We start from the raw sequence: 20,449 nt of genomic DNA on the forward strand, positions 1-20,449 counted from the left end.
GCGCGCGGACGTACGGGGACGGGTGGGGGTCAGACCTCGATGCGGCCCGCCCGGAGCGCGGGCAGCCAGGCGGCGACGGCGCTGGTGAGCGCGGTGTCGTCGGCGAGGTCGGGGGCGCCGAGCGTGGTGAGCAGGGCCCGGACGGTGCCGGCGGGCTCCGGCTGGGAGCGCCAGCAGGCGGCAAGGGCGTCGGCCGCGGGGTCGGCGGCCTGCCGGTCGGGGTGGGTGGCGTGCACCCAGCCCGCGAGGGCGAGTTCGAGCAGGGGGGTGGGTCTGCCGGCGGCACGCAGGGTGCGCAGCGCCGGAAGCCAGCGTTCGGGGAGTTTGAGTGAGCCGTCGGCGGCGATCTGCCGGAGCCGGTGGTCCATGGCGGGGTTGCGGAAGCGGGTGACGAGTTCGTCCGCGTAGGCGGCCGGGTCAGGTCCACCGGGCGGCAGGGTGGCGGCCAGCTCGGCACACAGGCTCCGCACCAGGGGGCCGCCCCAGTCGGTGTCCAGGGCGTCGGCGACGGTGTCCCGCGAAGCGGCCAGTCCGAGGTAGGCGAGGGCCGAGTGGGAGCCGTTGAGCAGCCGCAGCTTGGTGAGCTGGTAGGGCGTGGTGTCGGGGACGAGCAGCGCACCGTCCAGCTCCCAGGGCGGCCGGGGGGCGGTGAAGGAGTGTTCCAGCACCCAGCTCCGGTACGGCTCACCGGTCACCGCCGCGGTGTCCCGCGCGCCGAGCGCCGCGGCGGCGCGGCTCAGGTCGGCGCCGGTGGTGGCGGGGACGATCCGGTCCACGACCGTGCCGGGGAAGGAGACGGCGGTGGCCATCCGGTCGAGCACGGTCTGCCGGTCGGGCCAACCGCCGGCGGCGACGAACTCCCTGACGACAGCGCCCAGTACAGCGCCGTTGTCCGCCATGTTGTCGCAGGAGACGACGGTGACGGGCGCTGCTCCCGACCGCATCCGGTCGGCCAGCCCGGCGGCGAGACGCCCGACGACGGTGGTCGGCCGCACCCCGTGGGCTCCCGCCGCGGCGCGTTCGAGGTCGGCGGCGACGGCCGGAGCCGCCAGGTCCAGGACCCCACCGTCGCGCGGGGTGCGCCCGGGGACGCGGTGGTAGCCCTTCTCGGTGACGGTGAGGGTGACGACCGTGACTTCGGGGTCGGCGAGCAGCGCGTCGAGGCGCGTGGCGTCCTCGGTCATCGCCAGGGCTCCGGTCAGCGCCGCGACGACCCGGGTGGCGGCGCCGCCGGGGTGACGCTCGGTGAGCGAGTAGAGGAAGTCCTGCTCCCGCAGCGCCCGGGCCGTCGCGGCGGAGCGGGGCGCCACCGCGGTGATCCCCCAGGGCTCCCCGGACCGGGCGGCGGCCTGCTCGGTCCAGACGGCCTGGTGCGCCCGGTGGAAGGCGCCGAGCCCGAAGTGGACGACGCGGGTGCGCAGCCCTGCCGGGTCGCACGCGGGGCGGCACTCGGGCGGGAGCCGGCGCAGCGCGGCGCGGTCGAGGCGGGGAAGCCCGGCGAGCGGGTCGGCGGCGGTCACCAGTCGTGGACCGATCCGTCCAGCCGCCGCGCCACGGGCAGATACCGCGGCTCGTACGGAAAGCGGGCGGCGGCCTTCTCGTCGTACTCCACCCCGAGCCCCGGCTCCTCCGCGGGATGCAGCATGCCGTCGGCGAGGGTGGCTCCGCCCCGGAACACCTCGGCGGCCTCCTCGGGGTGGCCCATGTACTCCTGGATGCCGAAGTTGGGGACGGCCAGGTCGAGGTGGACGTTGGCGCTGAGGCTGACCGGGGACAGATCGGTCGCGCCGTGCGATCCGGTCCGCACCTGGTAGAGCGCGGCGAGGTCGAAGATCCGGCGCAGGTGGGTGATGCCTCCGGCGTGCACGACGCTGGTGCGTACGTAGTCGATGAGCTGCTCGGTGATCAGCTGCTGGACGTCCCAGATGGAGGTGAGCACTTCGCCGACCGCGACCGGGGTGGTGGTGTGCTGCCGGATGAGGCGGAACGCCTCCTGGTTCTCGGCCGGGGTCGGGTCCTCCATCCACAGCAGCCCGGCGTCCTCGACGCGCTTGCCGAAGCGGGCGGCCTCCATGGGCGTGAGCCGGTGGTGGATGTCGTGCAGGAGGTGGAAGCCGAAGCCGAAGCGTTCCCGTACCGCCTCCAGGTAGGTGGGGGCGAAACGCAGATACGCCTCGGTGTCCCAGGGCTGCTCGTCCGGCAGCGCGGTGGCGGCCGGCTCGTACAGCTTGCCCTTGCGCACGCCGTAGGAGCCGCCGACGTCCGGGACGGCGGCCTGGGCCCGTACCGCCTTGTAGCCGAGTTCGAGGAAGCGCTCGACGTCGTCGAGGAGGGCGGGGATGTCGGTGCCGCTGGCGTGCGCGTAGACGAGGACGCCGTCGCGGGAGCGGCCGCCGAGCAGCTGGTAGACGGGGAGCCCCGCGGTCTTGCCCTTGATGTCCCACAGGGCGGTGTCGACGGCGGAGACGGCGGTCATGGTGACCGGGCCGCGCCGCCAGTAGGCGCCCTTGTACAGGTACTGCCAGAGGTCCTCGATCCGGGCCGGGTCCTTGCCGAGCAGCAGCGGGACGACGTGGTCGCGCAGATAGGCCGCGACGGCCAGCTCGCGTCCGTTGAGGGTGGCGTCGCCGAGGCCGGTGACCCCGTCGGTGGTGGTGATGCGCAGGGTGACGAACGTGCGCCCCGGGGAAGCGACGAACACCTCGGCGTGCTCGATCTTGCTCACGGCGTCCCTTCTCTGTCGAACGGTCAATCCAGCCTCCCAGTGATCCGGCAGTCGGCCGGGCCTCTGGTCGGTCAGGGCTTGTATACAAGCACTTGTCGCGCAGCCGGACAAGGGGGGTGCACCGCGCCACCTGTGTCTTCTCCGGCGGGCCCGGCTGCCCGGCGTCCCGATACGATGGGCCGCATGGCTGACTCGAAGCGGCGGCCGACCAGCCGGCGCGCCCTCTACAACCGGCTGCGCCGGATGGTGCTGACCCTGGAGCTCGCCCCGGGCACCGCCATCTCCGAGAACGAGCTGGCCGCCACTCTCGGGGTGAGCCGCACCCCGGTCCGGGAGAGCTTGATCATGCTGGCCCAGGACGGGCTGGTGCAGATCTTCCCCAAGATCGGCTCCTTCGTCTCCCGGGTGGACCCGGCACAGGTCGCGGACGCCCAGTTCCTCCGCGAGGCGGTGGAACTGGCCGCACTGGACGACCTGCCCGGCGAGCTCGACACCGCGATCGTCACCGAGCTGAGGGAGAACCTGGAGCACCAGCGCAGCCCCGGGCTCGACCTGGAGGAGTTCTTCGCCCTGGACGAGGCGTTCCACCAGGGGCTGCTACGGCTGAGCGGCCACGCCAACGCCTGGACCACGGTGGCCGCCGCCAAGGGCCATCTGGACCGGGCCCGCCGGCTCGGCCTCTACGAGCACGCCTCCTCGGCCGCGTTCGCCACCCAGCACAGCGACATCTTCGAGGCGGTCCTCAGCGGCGACACGGGACGCGCCCGTACGGCCATGCGCACCCACCTGCGTGCCGTCTTCAGCGACATCGAGCGCATCCGCGCCCACTCCCCCCAGCTGTTCGCCACCGACCCCACCTCCGCCCCGGTCCGCCGCAGCGTCGCCGTGTGGGAGTGAGCCGTTCGCCCCGAAGGGACGCGGGGAACCGCGCGGCAAGCCGCAGGCGGCCCGCGGACTGCAAGCACCAGGCAGGGGCAGCCCGTGACCAGAACAGCCGGGAGGGCGCACAGAATCCGCCGGGCGCGCCCTGGGCGTCTGAGGCCGGCGCCGCTAGTCGTCCAGGCCGCGCTCGATGGCGTAGCGCACCAGCTCGACACGGTTGTGGAGCTGGAGCTTGCCGAGGGTGTTCTGGACGTGGTTCTGCACGGTGCGGTGCGAGATGACGAGCCGCTCGGCGATCTGCTTGTAGCTGAGCCCCTTGGCGACCAGGCGCAGCACCTCCGTCTCGCGCTCGGTCAGCTTCGGCACCTGGGGGCTGTCCTCGGCCGCCGGAGCGGGATCGGCCGCCAGCCGGCGGTACTCGCCCAGCACCAGGCCGGCCAGCCCCGGGGTGAAGACGGGGTCGCCCAGCGCCGTCCGGCGCACCGCGTCCAGCAGCTCCTGCGGGCCGGCCGACTTGACCAGGTAGCCGGTGGCCCCCGACTTGACGGCCTCCAGCACGTCCGCGTGCTCCCCGCTGGCCGAGAGCACCAGCACCTTCAGGTCCGAGCCGGGGCCCACCAGTTCGCGGCACACCTCGACACCGGGCTTGTCCGGCAGGTTCAGATCCAGCACCAGCACCTCGGGGCGGGTCGCGCGTGCCCGGCGCACCGCCTGCTCACCGTCGCCCGCCGTGGCCACCACCTCGAACCCGGCCTCGGCCAGGTCCCTCGCCACGGCGTCGCGCCACATCGGGTGGTCGTCGACCACCATCACCCTGACGGGCGCCGCCTCGCCGTCCGGGCCGGCCGGCCGTGCGTCAGTTGTCATGCTTGGGCACCCTCATCTCCACTTCCGTGCCCTGTCCGGGCACCGACACCAGCTCCGCCGTGCCGCCCAGGTCCCGCAACCGCCCGCGGATGGACAGCGCGACGCCCATCCGCCCCTCGGCCTCGGCGTCCGCCAGCCGCCCGGCGGGGATGCCGGGCCCGTCGTCCCGCACGGTCACGATCACCGCGTCCGGCTCGTCCTCCAGCAGGATCCACGCCTGCGCCTCCCTCCCCGACGCGTCACCGGCGTGCTTGCGCACATTGTCCAACGCGGCGCTGACAGCGGCGGCCAGCTCGCTCGCCGCCCGGGCTGGCATCAGCACGGGCGCGCCCGGCTCGGCGAAGGTGACGCGGGAGGCCGCGTACGAGGACAGCAGCGCCCGGACGTCGCAGAGGGCGCCGTCGTCCACGTCCACGCCTGCGCCTGCGTACCCGTCCACGTCCGCGCCCGTGGCCGTCCCCGCACCCGTGGCCGTGGTCCCCGCGGTGGACCGGCCGGGGGCGCCGTCCAGCGCCGTTCCGGTCCCTGCCGTCCCGGTCCCCGCCTCCCCGGCGGCGGACCGACCGGCGGCGGACGCGGCGGCGGTCCGGCCGGTGCCCGTCCGCTCGGCGTCCGGTGCGTGCGGCCCCTCCGGCACGGCGGCGGCAGACGCACGCGGTCCGTCCTCGCCCACTGCCGCCCTCCGGGCCGTCCCGGGTGCGGGGCGCCGACGGGGGGCCACGCCGCTGGAGACCAGGGCACGCAGGGCGACCTCCTGTTCCCCCGCCAGCCGGCCGAGTTCCGCCGCCTCCCCGCCGATGGCCGTACCCCGCCGCTGCACCATGGCCAGCACCTGGAGGACGCTGTCGTGGATGTCGCGGGCCAGCCGCTCGCGTTCCCGGGTGGCCGCCTCGATCTGGAGGGCCCGCGCCAGGGTGCGCTCACTGGCGCGGGCCACCTCGATGACGTAGCCGATGGCGACGCTCGCCACGCAGACGAGCAGCACGTTGTGGAAGGTCGAGCGGGTCAGGGCACCGCGCTCGACGATGTTGGCGGCCCCCACCAGCACCGAGGCGCCCGCCGCCCACCGCCAGCCGCCCTTGAGGGCGAAGGCCAGGACGGGCCCGGCGACCCAGATGGTGGGCAGTGTCGGGCCGACCCTCTCGTGCCCGTCCACGAAGGGGGAGAGCAGGATTCCGCCGAGGCCGAGGAGGATGTCGGTCACCAGGAACGGCACCGTGCAGCGTTCGGCCGAGCCGACGTACCGGAGGGTGGCGAACGTCCAGCAGGCGAGCACGGCCAGATAGACCCCGCCCGGTACGGGCGAACTGTACTGGCCGTGGGTCCAGGCGTAGACGCCGAGGGCGTAGAGGGCGGCAAGGACGCGGTAGCCGATCAGCGCGCGCCACAGCGGCTGTTCGACGGACATCATCTTCACGGCTGTGCTCCCCCCTGCGGTGCTGGGCTCCCCCGGCTGTCGGTACTCCGGTGCTCGGCGCCCCTGCTGTGCGGCTCCCCTGCTGTGGCGGCACCCTGCTGTTGCTGTGGCTGTGCGCGGTGCCCCTGGCGCGGCACTCCGCCGCCTCTTCCGCGTCCGCTCGGAACTCCCGTCGCTCGGAACTCCCGTCGGACTTGCCCTCGGACTTCCTCTCCGGCCCTCGGACTTCCCCTCCGGCCGCTACGGGCCCGGTTCCGGCGTCGGGGGCCGGCAGCCCCCGGCACCGGGGCCCGGCGGCGGACGCTAGGCGGCCTCGTCGCCGGGTTCTCCCCGCCGCCCGTCCTCCTCCTGGGCGTCCTTCTCCGCCCTGGCCTGCTCCGCCTTCGCGGTCTTTTCCCCCTTCGCGGCCTTCTCCGCCTTCTCGGCCTTCTCCGCCTCGGCGATCTGCCGCTTGGCGGCCGTGGCGTACATGTCCACGTACTCCTGGCCGGAGAGCTTCAGGATGGCGTACATGACCTCGTCGGTGACGGCCCGTTGGATGAAGCGGTCGTTGTCCATGCCCTGGTACCGGCTGAAGTCCAGCGGGGTGCCGATGCGGATGCCGGGGCGCATCAGCTTGGGGACGACCTTGCCGGGGGGCTGGATCTTCTCCGTGTCGATCATCGCGACGGGGACCACCGGCGCGCCCGAGCGCAGCGCGACCCGCGCCAGACCGCCGGGCTTGCCCCGGTAGAGGCGGCCGTCGGGCGAGCGGGTGCCCTCCGGGTAGATACCGAACAGCTCGCCCCGCTCCAGCACTTCGAGGCCGCTGCGGATGGCCGCCTCGCCCGCGCCCCGCACCCCGGAGCGGTCCACCGGGAGCTGCCCGACGCCCTTGAAGAACGCGGCGGTCAGCTTGCCCTTGATGCCGGGCGAGGTGAAGTACTCGGCCTTCGCGATGAAGGTGACCTTGCGGTCGAGGACGGCGGGCAGGAAGAAGGAGTCGGAGAAGGAGAGGTGGTTGCTCGCCAGGATGGCGGGCCCTTCCTCCGGCACGTTCTCCAGGCCCTCCACCCAGGGACGGAACGCGAGCTTCAGCGCGCTGCCGACCGACAGCTTCATCGCCCCGTAGAACACCCTCGACCTCCTTCGTCGAACGCCCCCGACCCTATCCCGCCGTCCCGGCACCCGGCGCCACGCCAGGGACCGGGCACGGGTGCCCGGCGGGCTGTCTGAGCACCGGGCGACGAATTAGGGTGGCAGCACACCCTCACGCGGGGCCCGCGAGCCCTCGCCGGCGCCGTCGGACGCTCGCCCCCGCCGACCGCTGAGCCTGGAGGCCCACCGTGCCGCCCATCCTCCCTGGAGCCGAGCCGTTCCGCCGCGACGGATCGGCGACCGGCGTGCTGCTCTGCCACGGCTTCACCGGGTCGCCGCAGTCCCTGCGCCCCTGGGCCGAGGACCTGGCCGACGCCGGCCTGACCGTCTCGCTGCCGCTGCTCCCCGGCCACGGCACCCGGTGGGAGGACCTGGCCATGACCGGCTGGGAGGACTGGTACGCGACCGTCGACCGGGAGCTGCGGCTGCTGCGGGAGCGCTGCGAGCAGGTGTTCGTGTGCGGGCTGTCGATGGGCGGCGCCCTCGCGCTGCGGCTGGCCGCGCTGCACGGTGCGGACGGGCGCGGCGCCCCGGTGCGGGGGGTCGTCGTCGTCAACCCGGCGGTGAGCTTCCCCAGGGTGCAGGGGTACGCCGTGCCCCTCGGCCGGTTCCTGGTCCGCTCGGTGCGGGGCATCACCGACGACATCGCCAAGGAGGGCCGGCACGAGCTGGGCTACGACCGGGTGCCGACCCGGGCCGCGTACGCCCTGCGGTCGTTCTTCCGCGTCGTGCGGCACGACCTGCCGAAGGTGACGCAGCCGCTGCTGCTCCTGCGCAGCCGCACCGACCACGTGGTGCCCTCCTCCGACGCGGAGCTGGTCCTGGGCCGCGTCTCGTCCACCGATGTGACCGAGACCGTGCTGGAGCGCAGCTTCCACGTGGCCACGCTCGACCACGATGCGGAGCGCGTCTTCGCCGACACCCGCGGCTTCATCGAACGGCTCGGCCGGCGCCCGTCCGCCGCCGGGCCGGTGCCCGTCACGAGGGGGGCGCAGCTTCGTGGCCGAGCGTGACCCGGACGAGAGCAGGCCCCGGGACCCGGAGGACCCCCGCGAGCCGGAGCCCGGCTCCTCCTCGCCGCCGCCCGGGAAGGGCTCGTCCTCGCTGCCTCCCGAGGAGGAGGCGGCGTGGGAGGCGATCGTCGCCGCGTACGGCGAGGCGGAGGCGCCCGAGCCCACGGTCGCGGACCCGGCCCCGCCGGACGCGGCCCCGCACGAGGCGGCCCCGCGGGAGGGGGAGCCCCCGACACGCAGCTTCACCGTCTACTCCGCCGGGACGGGCCCGAGGGACTGGGAGCCGCCCTCGCCCGCGTCCTCGGGGGAGGACGAGGACGACGAAGGGCACTTCGAGCCGCCCGAGCCGCCGCCGCTGCCGCAGGCCGACACGACCACCAAGTTCGCCTGGGTGGCCGCTCTCGGCGGGCCGCTGCTGCTGCTCGGGGCGATCCTCGTCCAGGCCGACCTGACGTGGTGGATCGTCACGCTCGGCGTCGGCGGCTTCCTCGGCGGCTTCGCCACCCTGGTGACGCGGCTGCGCGACGGCCGGGACGACGACGACTGGGACGACCCGGGCCGCGGCGCCGTCGTCTGACCCGCCCGGCGTCCGCCCCTCCCGGCCGGGCTCAGGCGCTCGGCGGCACCCGCAGGGCGGCCAGCACGGGGAGGTGGTCGGTGGCGGCCCGCAGATCGGACGAGGTGACACCGGGCAGCCCGCGGGGCACCCCGGCGCCCAGGACCTCCACGCCCTGACCGGCGAAGACGGCGTCGATGCGCTGCACCGGCCGCTCGGCCGGCGAGGTGGGCCCGGCGCCCCAGGGGGCGGCGTCCCAGGCGTCCCGCAGCCCCTCCCCCAGAAGGCCGAAGGCCCGGCCGCCCGGCTGCTCGTTGACGTCACCGGCGGCCACCACGGCGGGTCCCAGCGAGGCCGTCCGCTCCAGCAGGGCCCGCGCCTGCTCCCGGCGCTCGCGGGCCTGGAGGCTCAGATGAAAACTGACCACGCCCAGCCGCGCCGGGGGCGCCTGGCGTCCGGGGGCGGGCCCGAACCGCAGCAGCGCGGTGGCCAGACCCCGCTGGTGCAGGCCGGGGGTGCGCGGCAGCAGCACGTCCTCGGTGTCCTCGACGTGCGCCCGCAGCGAGGCGAGGATCATGGGCCCGGCGGCCGTCGCACCGCCCGTGACATACGTCAGACCGGTGCGACGGGCCAGCCAGGCGGCGCGCTTGCGCCAGCGGAAGAAGCGGGGGGCCTCCTGCACGCAGACGACGTCGGGGTCGCACGCCCGGATGACCCGCGCGAGGGCTTCCCCGTCGTCGCGCAGGGAGCGGATGTTGTAGCTGAGCAGCCGGACGACGGCCGTGCCGTCGGGCTCCGTCCCCGACGGCGGCAGGTCCGCCGTCCCGGACGGCACCGTGGCGGCCGGCCCGGACGGCACCGTGGCCGCGCCCTCGGTCCGGTCGCTCTCCGTCTCGTTCCGCATCGGTCGGCGCCCCCCTCGTCGGCTCAGCCCTGGCGTGCCAGGTCGGCGACGCCCACCATGCCCGCCTTGTTGCCCAGTTGGGCGGCGAGGACCTCGGCGTGCGGGCGCCAGCGGCTGCCGACCAGCCAGCGGCGGTAGGACTTGCGGATCGGGTCGAGCACCAGCTCGCCCTCGTCGGAGACGCCGCCGCCGACGATGAAGGCGCCCGGGTCGAAGAGGGAGGCGAGGTCGGCGAGGCCCGCGCCCGCCCAGCGGGCCAGTTCGCGGAAGGAGTCGATGGCCACGGGGTCGCCCTGGCGGGCCGCCTCGCTGATGTGCTTGCCCTGGATGCCCTCGGTGGTGCCGTCGCCCAGCCCGAGCAGGATGCGGGCGTTGTCCGGGGTGGCCGTGGCGCGCTGCTGGGCGTAGCGCAGCAGGGCGCGGCCCGAGGCGTACTGCTCCCAGCAGCCCTGGTTGCCGCAGCCGCACAGCAGGCCGTCGGGGACCATCCGGATGTGGCCGAACTCGGCGGCCACGCCGTACCGGCCGCGGTGCAGCTTGCCGCCGATGATGGTGCCGCCGCCCAGGCCGGTGCCGATGGTGATGCAGACGACGTCCTCGTGGCCGGTGCCAACGCCGAACTTGTACTCGCCCCAGGCGGCGGCGTTCGCGTCGTTCTCGATCACCACGGGCAGGTCGATGCGCTGCTCGACCTTGTCCTTGAGCGGCTCGTGCCGCCAGCTGAGGTTGGGGGTGAACAGCACGGTGGCCCGCTTGTCGTCCACGTAACCGGGGGCGCCGATGCCGACCGCCTCCACCCGGTACTCGGAGCTGGCCTCGCGTACCGCGTCCGCGATGGCGTCGATCACGGCTTCCGGGGTGTCGGGGGTGGGCACCTTGCTGGTCTCGAGGATGTTGCCTTCCTCGTCGACCACGCCGGCCGCGATCTTCGTGCCGCCGATGTCGACCCCGATTGTGAGTCCCATGTGTCCCTCGGTCGTCCGGTGTGATCCCCGCCGCCGCCAACGGTACCGGAGCACGCCTGGGGACCTGGTACCCGGCGACGGCCCGGGGGCACGCCGTCGCACGCCCGGCGCCGCGGGCCGGGGCGCGCCGGCCCACCGCCCCGGGCCGGCCGGTCAGCGGCCGTCCTCGGGCCCCTTCCGGCCGCCCTCCTCCGCGCTTCCCTCCGCGCCGGGTTCCTCGTCCACCTGGATGCGCTCGTCCACCACGCGGCTGTCCCGGTCGGCCGCCACGGAGAGGTCGGCGGCCTCTTCCGCGTCCACGACGGGCTCCACGTCGATCCGCTCCGCGCCGGCGGCCGGGCCGCCCGCGTTCGCGTCCCGGGGAGCGCTCCAGCGGCGCTCCGACTCCTGGACCACGGAGCGGTAGGCGGCCAGCAGTTCGCCGCCCGCGGCGGCGAGGTGGTCGAAGAACTCCGGATTGCGCTCGACGACCGGCTCCAGGGTGGCCCTGGCCTGCGCGAACAGCTGCCGCGCCACGCCCTGCGCCGCGGCCGACCCGGCGGCCCCCACCAGGGGCTTGCCGATCTCGGCGACCTTCTCGGTGACCGCGTCGGCCAGCCGGCGCAGCTCCTCGGCGGCGCTGGTGGGCGGCGGTCCGTACCGGGCGCGGCGGCGGGCCTTCTCCTCGGCCAGGTCCTCCTCGCAGGCGGCCGCCCAGGCGTCCGGGTCCGGGGCGTCGGGGCGCTGGGCGTCGTCGCTCATGGCGGGCTCCTCAAGGGCGAGGGGTCGTCGCGGGGCTGGTGCACGTTCGACGGTACCCGAACGGGGGACCTGTGCGGGATCTAGCCGTGGGGGGCCGCTTTCCGGGCGGACCGGGGCCACAGCTGGGGGTCGGGCGTGAAGCGGACGCCGAGCACCCCGCTCTTGAGACCCGCGCCCGTCACCCGGCAGCGCCGCAGCGCGGACGGGAGGGCGAGGACCCGGCGGTAGGGGCCGACTCCGACGGTCAACTCGTCGCCGCGCCGCACCAGTTCGAGTTCGTCCCGGCCGGCTCCGGGCAGCGGCAGGTGCCACACCAGCTTGCCGTCCGAGGCGAGCCGGTCCTCGACCCAGCCGTAGGCGACCTCGGTCCCCGGGGTGCCGCTCGGGCCCGTGGCCGGCTCCAGCCCCTCGCCCGGGCCGCACTCCGCCGTCCGGCCGGAGCCGACGGCGGTGCGGGCGGCGTCGGCCAGCGCGGTCAGGTCCTCGGGGCCGCGTGGATCGCGGCCCAGGTGCGGCAGTTCGCACAGCGGGACGGACTCGGCCTCGCATGTGTCGCGCAGTTCCTTCAGGGCGGTCTGCTGCTGTCCGGCCAGCGCGGCCAGCCAGGGGTCCGGGGAGCCGGTGGGCAGCAGCCGGTTGGCGACGACGGACTCCAGTGCGAGCCCGTGCAGCCGCAGCCCGGCGCCCGCGGTGCGCAGCGCGTCGGCGGCCAGCGGCCCGGGCTCGGTGACCAGCCGGACCACGGTGGCGGGCGACTCCACGATCTCCTGCACCTCGGCCAGTTCGGCCGAGGCGCGGGTGGCGGCGTCGTACAGCCACTGCGCGGGCATGGGGGCGCCCGCGAGCTGGGCCAGTACGGGGCGCAGGGCGCGGGCGGCCTGGCGCTCGCGCGGCACCAGGCGGCGCAGGTAGCGCCGCAACTGCTCGGGCAGCGCGAGGAGGTTGAGGCCCTCGGGTGCGGGCGGCAGGTCGGCCACCACGATGTCCCAGCCGGCCGGGCCGTCCCGGCCGTCCCACTCGTCACGGCCGTCCCACTCGTCACGGCCGTCCTGGCCGCTCCGGCCGTCCCGACCGCTTCGACCGTCACGGCTGTCCCGGCCGTTCTGGCCGCCCTGGCCCCTTCGGCCCTCCCGGCTGTCCGCGCCGTGCCGGACGTGAGCGCCGTCCGGCGCGGCCGTCCCGGCCGTCCCGTCCCCACCGTGCTCCCCGGCCGCGCCGCGGTGGGCCGTGCGCAGGGCGCGCAGCAGGGCGAAGGTGCCCGCGCCCGGGAGTTCGGTCAGCTCGTCCTCGTCCAGCGGTACGGCACCGAGCAGGTCCAGGACCGTCCTGCCGCGCTCCTGGAGCGCGACGGCCCGCGTGCGGAACTCGGCGCCGGAGTCGACGCGCAGCAGCCACAGGCCCGGCACCGAGGCGACGGGCGCGGGGAGGCCGGGTTCCGGCGGCGGGGCGGACCGGCGGGCGTTCCGGTCGCCCTCCTCACCCCGGCCGTCCCCGCCGTCGGTCCGGCCGCCCGCGCCGGCTTCGGCGCCGTCCCCGCCGTCGGTGCCCAGCAGGGCGGCCAGGCGGCGGGCGGGCTCCGCGCTCAGCAGGAGGGTGCGGTGCCCCTGGGCCGCGGCGGCGCAGGCGGTGGCCGCGGCGACCGTGGTGCGCCCGGTGCCGCCCGCGCCGGTCACCAGCAGGGTCTGCGGGCGCCCTTCGCCGCTCAGTTGCGTTCCCCGTCGGCCGTGGCGGAGGCGGAAGAGGCACCGCCCGCCTCGACGCGCTTCTTGAGGCCGTCGAGGGCCCGGTCGATGATGACCTTCTCGGCCTTGCGCTTGATCATGCCGAGCATGGGGATCTTGACGTCGACGGTGAGCTGGTAGGTGACCTCGGTCCGCTTGCCGTCGCCGACCGGGGTGAGGCGGTAGACGCCGTCCAGGGAGCGCAGCATCTGGGACTTGACCAGGGACCAGCGCACCTCCCTCACCGCGTCGCCGTCGCCGCCGACCCACTCGTAGGCGAGGGTGTGCTCGTCCTTGATGGCCCCGGCGTCCAGCAGCAGGCGCACCTGCTCGGCACGGCCCCGCTCGTCCTGGCCGAGGACCTCGGCCTCCTTCACCTCGCCTGCCCACTCCGGGTAGCGGGGGAAGTCGGAGATCACGTTCATCACGGCCTCGGGTGCCGCGTCAACCGTGATGCTCGAGCTGGTGTGTTCCGCCATCGCCATGGCCCTCCGATGTACCCGTGTCCGAAATGCCCGCCGTAGCGCGGAACAGCCGCGCGGGATGCCCGCCGTGGCGCGCAGGGAGCGTCTGCCGGGAAGGCTACCGCGCGGCCGGTGGGGCCGATCTCGCGCGGGTGGCCGCCCCTCTCACCACTCCAGGACCCAGGGGGTGCCGGTGGCGTTGAAGTGGCCGACGTTGACGCACTCGGTCGCACCGATCCGCATGCGCCGGGTCAGCGGCTGGTGGACGTGGCCGAAGAGGTGGTAGCGCGGCCGGAGGGTGTGCAGCGCCTCCAGTAGTTGCGGGCTGCCCCGCTCGAAGCGGCGCGCGACGGTGTCGTAGCACAGCTCGGGCACGTCCGGCGGGATGTGGGTGCACAGCACGTCCACCTCGCCCAGCGCCGCGATCTTCGCCGCGTAGGTCTCGTCGTCGATCTCGTAGGGGGTGCGCATCGGCGTGCGCAGCCCGCCGCCGACGAAGCCGAACCTGCGGCCGCCGATGACGGCCGTCTCACCGTCCAGGACGTGCACGCCCGGCCGCGCGTACTCCGGCCACAGCGGCGGCACGTCGACGTTGCCGTACGTGGCGTACGTCGGTGTGGGGAACGCGGCGAACAGCTCGGCGTACTGCTTGCGGACAGCCGCTTCCATGGTCGCCTCGCGGTCGAGTCCGTCCCACAGTTCGCGGGAGAGGGCGCGGGCCTCGGTGAAGCGGCGGGCCGTGCGCAGGGCGACGATGCGGTCCGCGTTCTCGACGCCGAACAGGTCGGGGAAGATGCCGCGGGAGTGGTCGGCGTAGTCGAGGAAGAGGATCAGGTCTCCCAGGCAGACCAGCGCGTCGGCGCCCTCGCCCGCCTTCGCGAGGTCCTCGCTGTTGCCGTGTACGTCGCTGACCACGTGGACTCGCATGCGCCCCACCCTAGAGCGCGCCGCGACGGCCGGGGAGGGGGCGCCTCACCGCACCGGGCGCCCCCTCGGCCCCGGCGGGCGCCGCGGCCGGTACGCCCGCGCCCGCACTCCGCCCTGACCGGAACCGCATTCCGCCATGGCCGGAAAAAGACCCGTACGCCCGCTCTTCGCCGCTCTCTCCCCTGGCGGCTTCCGTGTCCGTGAACGCCTCGACTAGGCTGCATATCGGCCGCCTGAAACCTGTGACGCACAAGACATCTGCGCGTCACCCTCTACCCGACGTCCATACCGATGGGTAACGTCCGGGCCGTCCTTCTTCCGGGATCGCGCGGCGGTCCGGAAGCCGAGCCAATGGAGGCCGGCCCCGCGGCCTCGCGACGTTGGCGCGCCGACGAGGAGCAGCAGTCTTGCGCGAGTACAGCCTTCCGGCCCTCTACGAAGTCCCCGCGGAGGGAAATCTCACGGACCTCATCCGCCGGAACGCGGCTCAGCAGCCGGACCTGACCGTCATCGGACGCAAGCGGAACGGACGCTGGGAGGACCTGAGCGCCGCCGCGTTCCTCACCGAGGTGCACCGGGCCGCCAAGGGGCTGATCGCCGCGGGTATCGAGCCCGGCGACCGGGTGGGCCTGATGTCGCGCACCCGCTACGAGTGGACGCTGCTGGACTTCGCCATCTGGAGCGCGGGCGGCGTCACCGTCCCCGTCTACGAGACGAGTTCCCCCGAGCAGATCTCCTGGATCCTCGGCGACTCGGGCGCCGTCGCGTGCCTGGTCGAGACCGACGCGCACGCGCGGGCCGTGGAGTCCGTCCGCGACCGGCTGCCCGCACTGCGCCAGGTGTGGCAGATCGAACCGGCCCAGGGCGCGGAGTCCGCCGAGTCCGCCCTCGCCCGCCTGGCCGCGCTCGGCGCCCAGGTCAGCGACGCGACGGTGCAGGAGCGCAGCTCCGCGGCCGACGCCGACTCGCCCGCCACCATCGTCTACACCTCCGGCACCACCGGCCGTCCCAAGGGCTGTGTGCTCACCCACCGCAGCTTCTTCGCCGAGTGCGGCAACGTCGTCGAGCGGCTGCGCCCGATGTTCCGGCCCGGCGAGGGCTCGGTGCTGCTCTTCCTTCCCGTCGCGCACGTCTTCGGACGGCTGGTGCAGGTGGCGGCCGTGATGGCACCGATCAAGCTCGGCCACGTCGGCGACCTCAAGCACCTCACCGACGAACTCGGCTCCTTCCGGCCGACGATGGTGCTGGGCGTGCCCCGCGTCTTCGAGAAGGTCTTCAACTCGGCGCGGGCGCAGGCCGTCGCGGGCGGCAAGGGGAAGATCTTCGACAGGGCCGCCGAGGTGGCGGGCGCCTACAGCCGCGCCCTCGACGAGCCGGCGGGCCCCTCGCTCAGGCTGAAGCTCCAGCACAGGCTCTTCGACAAGCTGGTCTACAGCAAGCTGCGCGCCGTCCTGGGCGGCCGGGCCACCCACGCCATCTCCGGCGGTGCCCCGCTGGGCGCCCGCCTGGGCCACTTCTTCCGCGGTGTCGGCTTCACCGTGCTGGAGGGCTACGGGCTCACCGAGACCTGTGCGGCCACCGCGTTCAACCCCTACGACCGTCCCAAGATCGGCACCGTGGGACAGCCGCTGCCCGGCTCCGTCATCCGGATCGCCGACGACGGCGAGGTCCTGCTGCACGGCGAGCACCTGTTCACCGGCTACTGGAACAACCCGCAGGCCAGTGAAGAGGCCCTGGCCGACGGCTGGTTCCACACCGGCGACCTGGGCACGCTCGATGTGGACGGCTATCTGACCATCACCGGGCGCAAGAAGGAGATCCTGGTGACGGCGGGCGGCAAGAACGTCGCCCCGGCCGTCATCGAGGACCGCATCCGCTCCCACGCGCTGGTCGCCGAGTGCATGGTCGTCGGCGACGGCCGGCCCTTCGTCGGCGCCCTGCTGACGGTGGACGAGGAGTTCCTGCCCCGCTGGGCCGCCGAGCACGGCAAGCAGGACCTCACCCGTGAGCAGCTGCTGGCCGACGCCGAGCTGCTCGCCGAGCTCCAGACGGCCGTGGACGAGGGCAACAAGGCCGTCTCCAAGGCCGAGTCGGTCCGCAAGTTCCGGGTGCTGCGCGAGCAGTTCACCGAGGAGTCGGGGCATGTGACGCCCTCGCTGAAGCTCAAACGGGGCGTGGTCGCCAAGGACTTCGCCGACGAGATCGAGGCCATCTACGCGGCGTAGGGCGTGCCGTAGAGGGGCGGTGCCGTAGGGGTGCTGCCGTCGGGGTGCTGCCGTCCCCGCCCGGCCGGTGTCACAGCAGTTCGCGCAGCCGTTCGGCGAGGAGGTCCCAGCGCCAGCGCTGCTCGACCCACTGGCGGCCGCGGGTGCCCATCCGGGCGCGCAGTTCCGGGTCGCGGAGGAGTTCCACCAGCCGCTCGGCGGTCTGTGCGGGCGAGCCGCCGGGGACCACCCAGCCGGTCTCGCCGTCGAGGACCGCGTCCGGGGCGCCGCCGGAGTCCCCGGCCACCACGGGCAGCCCGGTGGCGGACGCCTCCAGGTAGACGATGCCGAGCCCTTCCACGTCCAGTCCCCCGCGCCGGGTGCGGCAGGGCATGGCGAAGACGTCACCCGCGCCGTAGTGGGCGGGCAGCTCCTCCCAGTCGACCGGGCCGGTGAAGCGGACGGCCCCGGCCACCCCGCGCGCGGCGGCCAGCTTCTCCAGATCGGCGCGGTAGGGGCCGCCGCCGACGATGAGCAGGACGGCGTCGGGGACGGCGGCCAGCACGCGGGGCATCGCCTCGATGAGGGTGTCCTGCCCCTTGCGCCGCACCAGCCGCGAGACGCAGACGATGACCGGCCGGTCCGTCAGCCCGAGCCGGGCGCGGACGGTGTCGCCGCCCGAGCCGGGGTGGAAGGTCTTCTCGTCCACGCCGGGCGGCAGCTGGACCATCCGCGCGGCGGCCGCGGGTGCGAGGGCCCCGGCGATCCGGCCGCGGGTGTACTCGCCGAGGTAGGTGAGGGTGTCGGTACCCTCGCCGATGCGCCGCAGCAGGCGGCGCGCGGCGGGCAGTTGGGCCCAGCCCGCCTCGTGCCCGTGGGTGGTCGCCACGATCCGCTCCGCCCCGGCCGCGCGCAGCGCGGGCGCCATCAGCCCGAGCGGCGCGGCGGCGCCGAACCACACCGAGCGGCATCCGTGCTCGCGCAGCAGCGAGACGGCACGCTTGGTGACGCGCGGAGTGGGCAGCAGCATCGTCGTGCGGTCACGGACGACGCGGAACGGCTGCTCCGCGTCGAACGCCGCGGTGGCCGCCACGCCCTCCCGGTTCCGCTTCCAGGTCGAGGCGTAGACCACGACCTGGGACGGGTCGAGGCGCAGCGCCATGCTGTGCAGGAACGCCTGGATGCCGCCGGGGCGGGGCGGGAAGTCGTTGGTGACGATCAGGGTCTTGTGCATCGCCGCCGACAGTACCGCGCACGCGCGCGGGCACCGCGGGCAGAGGGCGGCACGAGGCGACGGAGAGGACAGCATGCCCGGCGAGGCGAGGACGAGGAGCGGCGTGGCCGCACCGCTGCTGGTCTGGGCGGTGACACGGACGGTGCTGCTGCTGTACGTCGGCAAGGTCTTCACCATGCCGGGCGGCCTGGATGTGACCAGCGACGTGTCGGTGATCTACCACGGCTGGTTCGCACGGCTGAGCAGCGGAACGTTTCCCTCCGACGATGTGACGTGGCAGTACCCGCCCGCCGCCGCGCTCGCCATCCTCTCCCCCGGACTGCTGGGGGGAGTGCTGGACTACACCTCCGCGTTCTTCGCCCTGGCCTGCGCCTCCGACGCCGTGGTGCTCGGCCTGCTGCTGTACGCCTCGCGCCGCCGCGGGCGCTCCTGCCCCGGTGCCCGGCGCGCGGGCGTGTGGGCGTGGATCGCCGGGGTGCCGCTGCTGGGGCCGACGGCCTACGCGCGCTACGACCTGATGGTGACCGCGCTCGCCGTGGCCGCCCTGCTGGCCGCCGCCCGGCACCCCCGCACCGCCGGGACGCTGGTCGGTCTGGGCGCGATGGTGAAGGTGTGGCCCGCGCTGCTGCTGCTCGGCACCCCGCGCGGCCGGACCACCCGTGCGGTGTGGCTGAGCGCGGCGGCGACCGTGCTCGTGCTCGCTGCGGGCTTCGCGGCGACGATGCCGGGCTCGCTGGACTTCCTGACCGGGCAGCGCGGCCGGGGCACGGAGGTGGAGTCGGTCGGCTCGCTGGTGCTGCACGCCGCCCGGCACTTCGGCTGGGAGGGCCGGGTGCTGCTGCGGTACGGCTCGATGGAGTTCGTGGGCCCCGGGGTACGGCTGGTGAGCGACGCGGCCGTCGTCCTGACGGGCGCCGGGTTCGGCTGGCTGCTGCTGTGGCGGCTGCGGGCCCGCACCTGGACACCGGGCACCTTGGCGGACGCGGCGCTGGCCGCCGTGCTCGTCTTCGTCGTCACCAGCCGGGTGCTCAGCCCGCAGTACCTGATCTGGCTCGTCGGGCTGGCCGCCGTCTGCCTCACCCTGCGCTCCGGACGGCAGGCGCTGCCCGCCTGGCTGGTGCTGGTGGCCACGGGGCTGACCCAACTGGAGTTCCCCGTCCGGTTCGCCGACGTGGTCGCCAGTGACGGCCTCGGCGTCCTGGTGCTGGCCGCCCGCAACGCCCTGCTCGTGGCCGCCACCGTGCTCACCTGCGTCCGGCTGTGGCGTTCGACGGTGCCGCAAGCCGCCGACGCACCGGACGGCGGGGAATCGGCGGACGAGGCCCCCCGCGACGACGGGGCGGCGGACACGGCCCGCGACGAGGACGGCACCCCCGCAGCGGATGCCCGCGACGGCGTCCCGGGCATGCGCGGCCCGGACGAGAAGCGGCTGCTCACGTGAGCAGGGCCTCCCGCCCGGTCGGCGACGGCCTCCGGGCCCGGGCCAACGGCGGTCCCGGAGCCGTCAGCGGCGCTCCCCGCGTACGGGTCAGGAGCGGCCCTGCCCCAGCTCGGCCGCCACGTACGCCCGCCACCGGGCGGTGAACTCCGCCTGGTCCACACCGAGGACCGCCCGCAGGGCGGCGTCCGTTCCGGGCCGCTTCCCGCCGTGCGCGCGGCCCGCGCGCTCGTACAGCGCGACCAGTGCGTCCGCGCCCCACTGGTCGGCGACCATCCGGCAGGCCAGCCAGCCGCCCTCGTAGGCACGAGCCAGCCGGGCCGGGTCGTTGCCGAACCGGAAGTCCTCGTCGGCGGGCAGCGCGCGCGGCGCCGCCGCGCCGCCGCGGTCCGCGTTCCCCTCCGCCCGCCGTCCGACGGCGCGGGCCAGTTCGGGGGCCGCCGCGCGCGGTGCGAGCTTCGTGGTGCGGTAGCCGGCCCAGTCGGCGAAGCCCTCGGACAGCCACATCGGGGTGGCGGGGGTGGTCTGCCGCCGGGTGGCGACATGGGTGGTCTCGTGGGTGAGGACGACCTGCCGCCCCTCCTCGCTGAGCAGCCCGTAGGCCTGCGGGTTGACGACGATCCGGTCGGCGGGGGCGTCCCCGGAGCGGCCGGGCCCCTCCCCTGCCGCACGCTCCCCCGCTTCCCCGCCCGCCTCCCCCGTGGTGACGGCCGCGATGCCCTCGTAGGAGGAGGCGGGCGAGCCCAGCAGGCGGGCCATGTCCGCCACCGAGGAGGGCGCCTCCAGCACCGCCCTGCGGGACCACTTCCGCGGCCACGCCTCACCGGCGGCGGGCACCGCGCGGTCGGCGGCGTCCGCGAGGGCCCGCAGCCCGGCGCGTTCCCGCCCGACACCGAGCACCAGGCTGTGCCGGCCCCGTACGACGGTCAGCTCGCCCTGCTCCCACAGCTGGGTGGCGTCGCCGGGGGCCCGCGCCGCGATCCGCCAGGCACCGTCCCGCCGTACGAAGCGCAGCCGCTCGGTATCGACGGTGGTGGTCCGGTCGTATCCGGCGAGGCGGTGGCGCAGTCCGGCCTCGACCGTCGCCCGGTTCCCGCGCCGGGTGACGTCCGCGACCTCGTAGCTCCACCGGTCGAGGGGGAGGCGGCGCAGGTTGCGGTAGACCTGCCGCTGCTCGGTGCGGTAGCCGGCCGCGCGCGGGTCGAGCACCGCGAGGTAGCCGTTCTTGTCGCCCTCGCGCAGGGCGGCGGCCTG

Annotated in this window: 18 protein-coding genes; 5 read left to right on the forward strand and 13 right to left on the reverse strand. The window is 75.0% G+C overall.

What is annotated here, in order from left to right; translation table 11 throughout:
• Positions 1-29: 29 nt before the first annotated feature.
• On the reverse strand, positions 30-1,520 hold the full coding sequence (locus FM076_RS08290; protein ID WP_173869279.1) for a mannitol dehydrogenase family protein: 1,491 nt from the start codon (positions 1,518-1,520) through the stop codon (positions 30-32).
• Positions 1,517-2,725, reverse strand: coding sequence for a D-mannonate dehydratase ManD (gene manD, locus FM076_RS08295; protein WP_173869280.1), 1,209 nt, complete (start codon positions 2,723-2,725; stop codon positions 1,517-1,519). The genes FM076_RS08290 and manD overlap by 4 nt, the downstream gene beginning before the upstream one ends.
• Positions 2,726-2,908: 183 nt before the next feature.
• Between manD and FM076_RS08300 the strand changes: the two genes are divergently transcribed.
• Entirely contained in the window at positions 2,909-3,622 is a 714-nt protein-coding gene (locus FM076_RS08300) for a GntR family transcriptional regulator (RefSeq protein WP_173869281.1), read from the forward strand.
• A 153-nt stretch (positions 3,623-3,775) separates the two neighbouring features.
• On the opposite strand, the gene FM076_RS08305 is transcribed toward FM076_RS08300, so the two are convergent.
• The 3 genes from FM076_RS08305 to FM076_RS08315 form a co-directional block, all read right to left on the reverse strand.
• A complete protein-coding gene (locus FM076_RS08305) occupies positions 3,776-4,474 on the reverse strand; it encodes a response regulator (RefSeq protein ID WP_173869282.1) in 699 nt (232 codons plus the stop codon).
• Complete coding sequence (locus tag FM076_RS08310) at positions 4,464-5,885, reverse strand: DUF5931 domain-containing protein (RefSeq protein ID WP_173874596.1); 1,422 nt, start codon at positions 5,883-5,885, stop codon at positions 4,464-4,466. The genes FM076_RS08305 and FM076_RS08310 overlap by 11 nt, the downstream gene beginning before the upstream one ends.
• Before the next feature lie 309 nt (positions 5,886-6,194).
• Positions 6,195-7,007 carry a 1-acyl-sn-glycerol-3-phosphate acyltransferase gene (locus FM076_RS08315; protein WP_173869283.1) on the reverse strand — a complete coding sequence of 271 codons (813 nt, stop codon included), beginning with the start codon at positions 7,005-7,007 and terminating at the stop codon, positions 6,195-6,197.
• A 209-nt stretch (positions 7,008-7,216) separates the two neighbouring features.
• Here FM076_RS08315 and FM076_RS08320 point away from each other — a divergent pair, with 209 nt between their 5' ends.
• Together FM076_RS08320 and FM076_RS08325 are read left to right on the forward strand one after the other, a co-directional pair.
• Entirely contained in the window at positions 7,217-8,041 is an 825-nt protein-coding gene (locus FM076_RS08320) for an alpha/beta fold hydrolase (protein ID WP_173869284.1), read from the forward strand.
• A complete protein-coding gene (locus FM076_RS08325; protein ID WP_173869285.1) occupies positions 8,028-8,618 on the forward strand; it encodes a hypothetical protein in 591 nt (196 codons plus the stop codon). Before FM076_RS08320 ends, FM076_RS08325 begins: the two co-directional genes overlap by 14 nt.
• Before the next feature lie 31 nt (positions 8,619-8,649).
• Here FM076_RS08325 and FM076_RS08330 read toward each other — a convergent pair whose 3' ends face one another.
• From FM076_RS08330 to FM076_RS08355, 6 genes are all read right to left on the reverse strand, one after another.
• Complete coding sequence (locus FM076_RS08330; RefSeq protein WP_428815141.1) at positions 8,650-9,432, reverse strand: endonuclease/exonuclease/phosphatase family protein; 783 nt, start codon at positions 9,430-9,432, stop codon at positions 8,650-8,652.
• A gap of 92 nt (positions 9,433-9,524) precedes the next feature.
• Positions 9,525-10,466 carry an ROK family glucokinase gene (locus tag FM076_RS08335; RefSeq protein ID WP_173869287.1) on the reverse strand — a complete coding sequence of 314 codons (942 nt, stop codon included), beginning with the start codon at positions 10,464-10,466 and terminating at the stop codon, positions 9,525-9,527.
• Positions 10,467-10,619: 153 nt separating this feature from the next.
• Entirely contained in the window at positions 10,620-11,207 is a 588-nt protein-coding gene (locus tag FM076_RS33505; RefSeq protein ID WP_173869288.1) for a DUF5304 family protein, read from the reverse strand.
• Positions 11,208-11,287: 80 nt separating this feature from the next.
• Positions 11,288-12,880 (reverse strand): ArsA family ATPase, encoded by a 1,593-nt coding sequence (locus tag FM076_RS08345; protein WP_345944925.1) that lies wholly within the window; start codon positions 12,878-12,880, stop codon positions 11,288-11,290.
• Positions 12,881-12,909: 29 nt separating this feature from the next.
• Positions 12,910-13,407 carry an SRPBCC family protein gene (locus FM076_RS08350; RefSeq protein ID WP_173874598.1) on the reverse strand — a complete coding sequence of 166 codons (498 nt, stop codon included), beginning with the start codon at positions 13,405-13,407 and terminating at the stop codon, positions 12,910-12,912.
• A 150-nt stretch (positions 13,408-13,557) separates the two neighbouring features.
• Positions 13,558-14,319 (reverse strand): metallophosphoesterase family protein, encoded by a 762-nt coding sequence (locus FM076_RS08355; protein WP_173869289.1) that lies wholly within the window; start codon positions 14,317-14,319, stop codon positions 13,558-13,560.
• Between the two features lie 407 nt (positions 14,320-14,726).
• On the opposite strand from FM076_RS08355, the gene FM076_RS08360 reads away from it, so the two are divergent.
• Positions 14,727-16,544, forward strand: a complete 1,818-nt coding sequence (locus FM076_RS08360; RefSeq protein WP_173869290.1) for an AMP-dependent synthetase/ligase — start codon at positions 14,727-14,729, stop codon at positions 16,542-16,544.
• A gap of 70 nt (positions 16,545-16,614) precedes the next feature.
• Here FM076_RS08360 and FM076_RS08365 read toward each other — a convergent pair whose 3' ends face one another.
• Positions 16,615-17,757, reverse strand: coding sequence for a glycosyltransferase family 4 protein (locus tag FM076_RS08365; protein ID WP_173869291.1), 1,143 nt, complete (start codon positions 17,755-17,757; stop codon positions 16,615-16,617).
• A 73-nt stretch (positions 17,758-17,830) separates the two neighbouring features.
• Between FM076_RS08365 and FM076_RS08370 the strand changes: the two genes are divergently transcribed.
• Positions 17,831-19,198, forward strand: coding sequence for a glycosyltransferase family 87 protein (locus FM076_RS08370; protein WP_173869292.1), 1,368 nt, complete (start codon positions 17,831-17,833; stop codon positions 19,196-19,198).
• A gap of 87 nt (positions 19,199-19,285) precedes the next feature.
• On the opposite strand, the gene FM076_RS08375 is transcribed toward FM076_RS08370, so the two are convergent.
• The coding region (locus tag FM076_RS08375; RefSeq protein ID WP_173869293.1) for a hypothetical protein at positions 19,286-20,449 on the reverse strand (1,164 nt) is incomplete at its 5' end.

Origin of the sequence: Streptomyces albus subsp. chlorinus, assembly GCF_013302895.1 — a bacterium.
Classification (GTDB): Bacteria; Actinomycetota; Actinomycetes; order Streptomycetales; family Streptomycetaceae; genus Streptomyces; species Streptomyces chlorinus.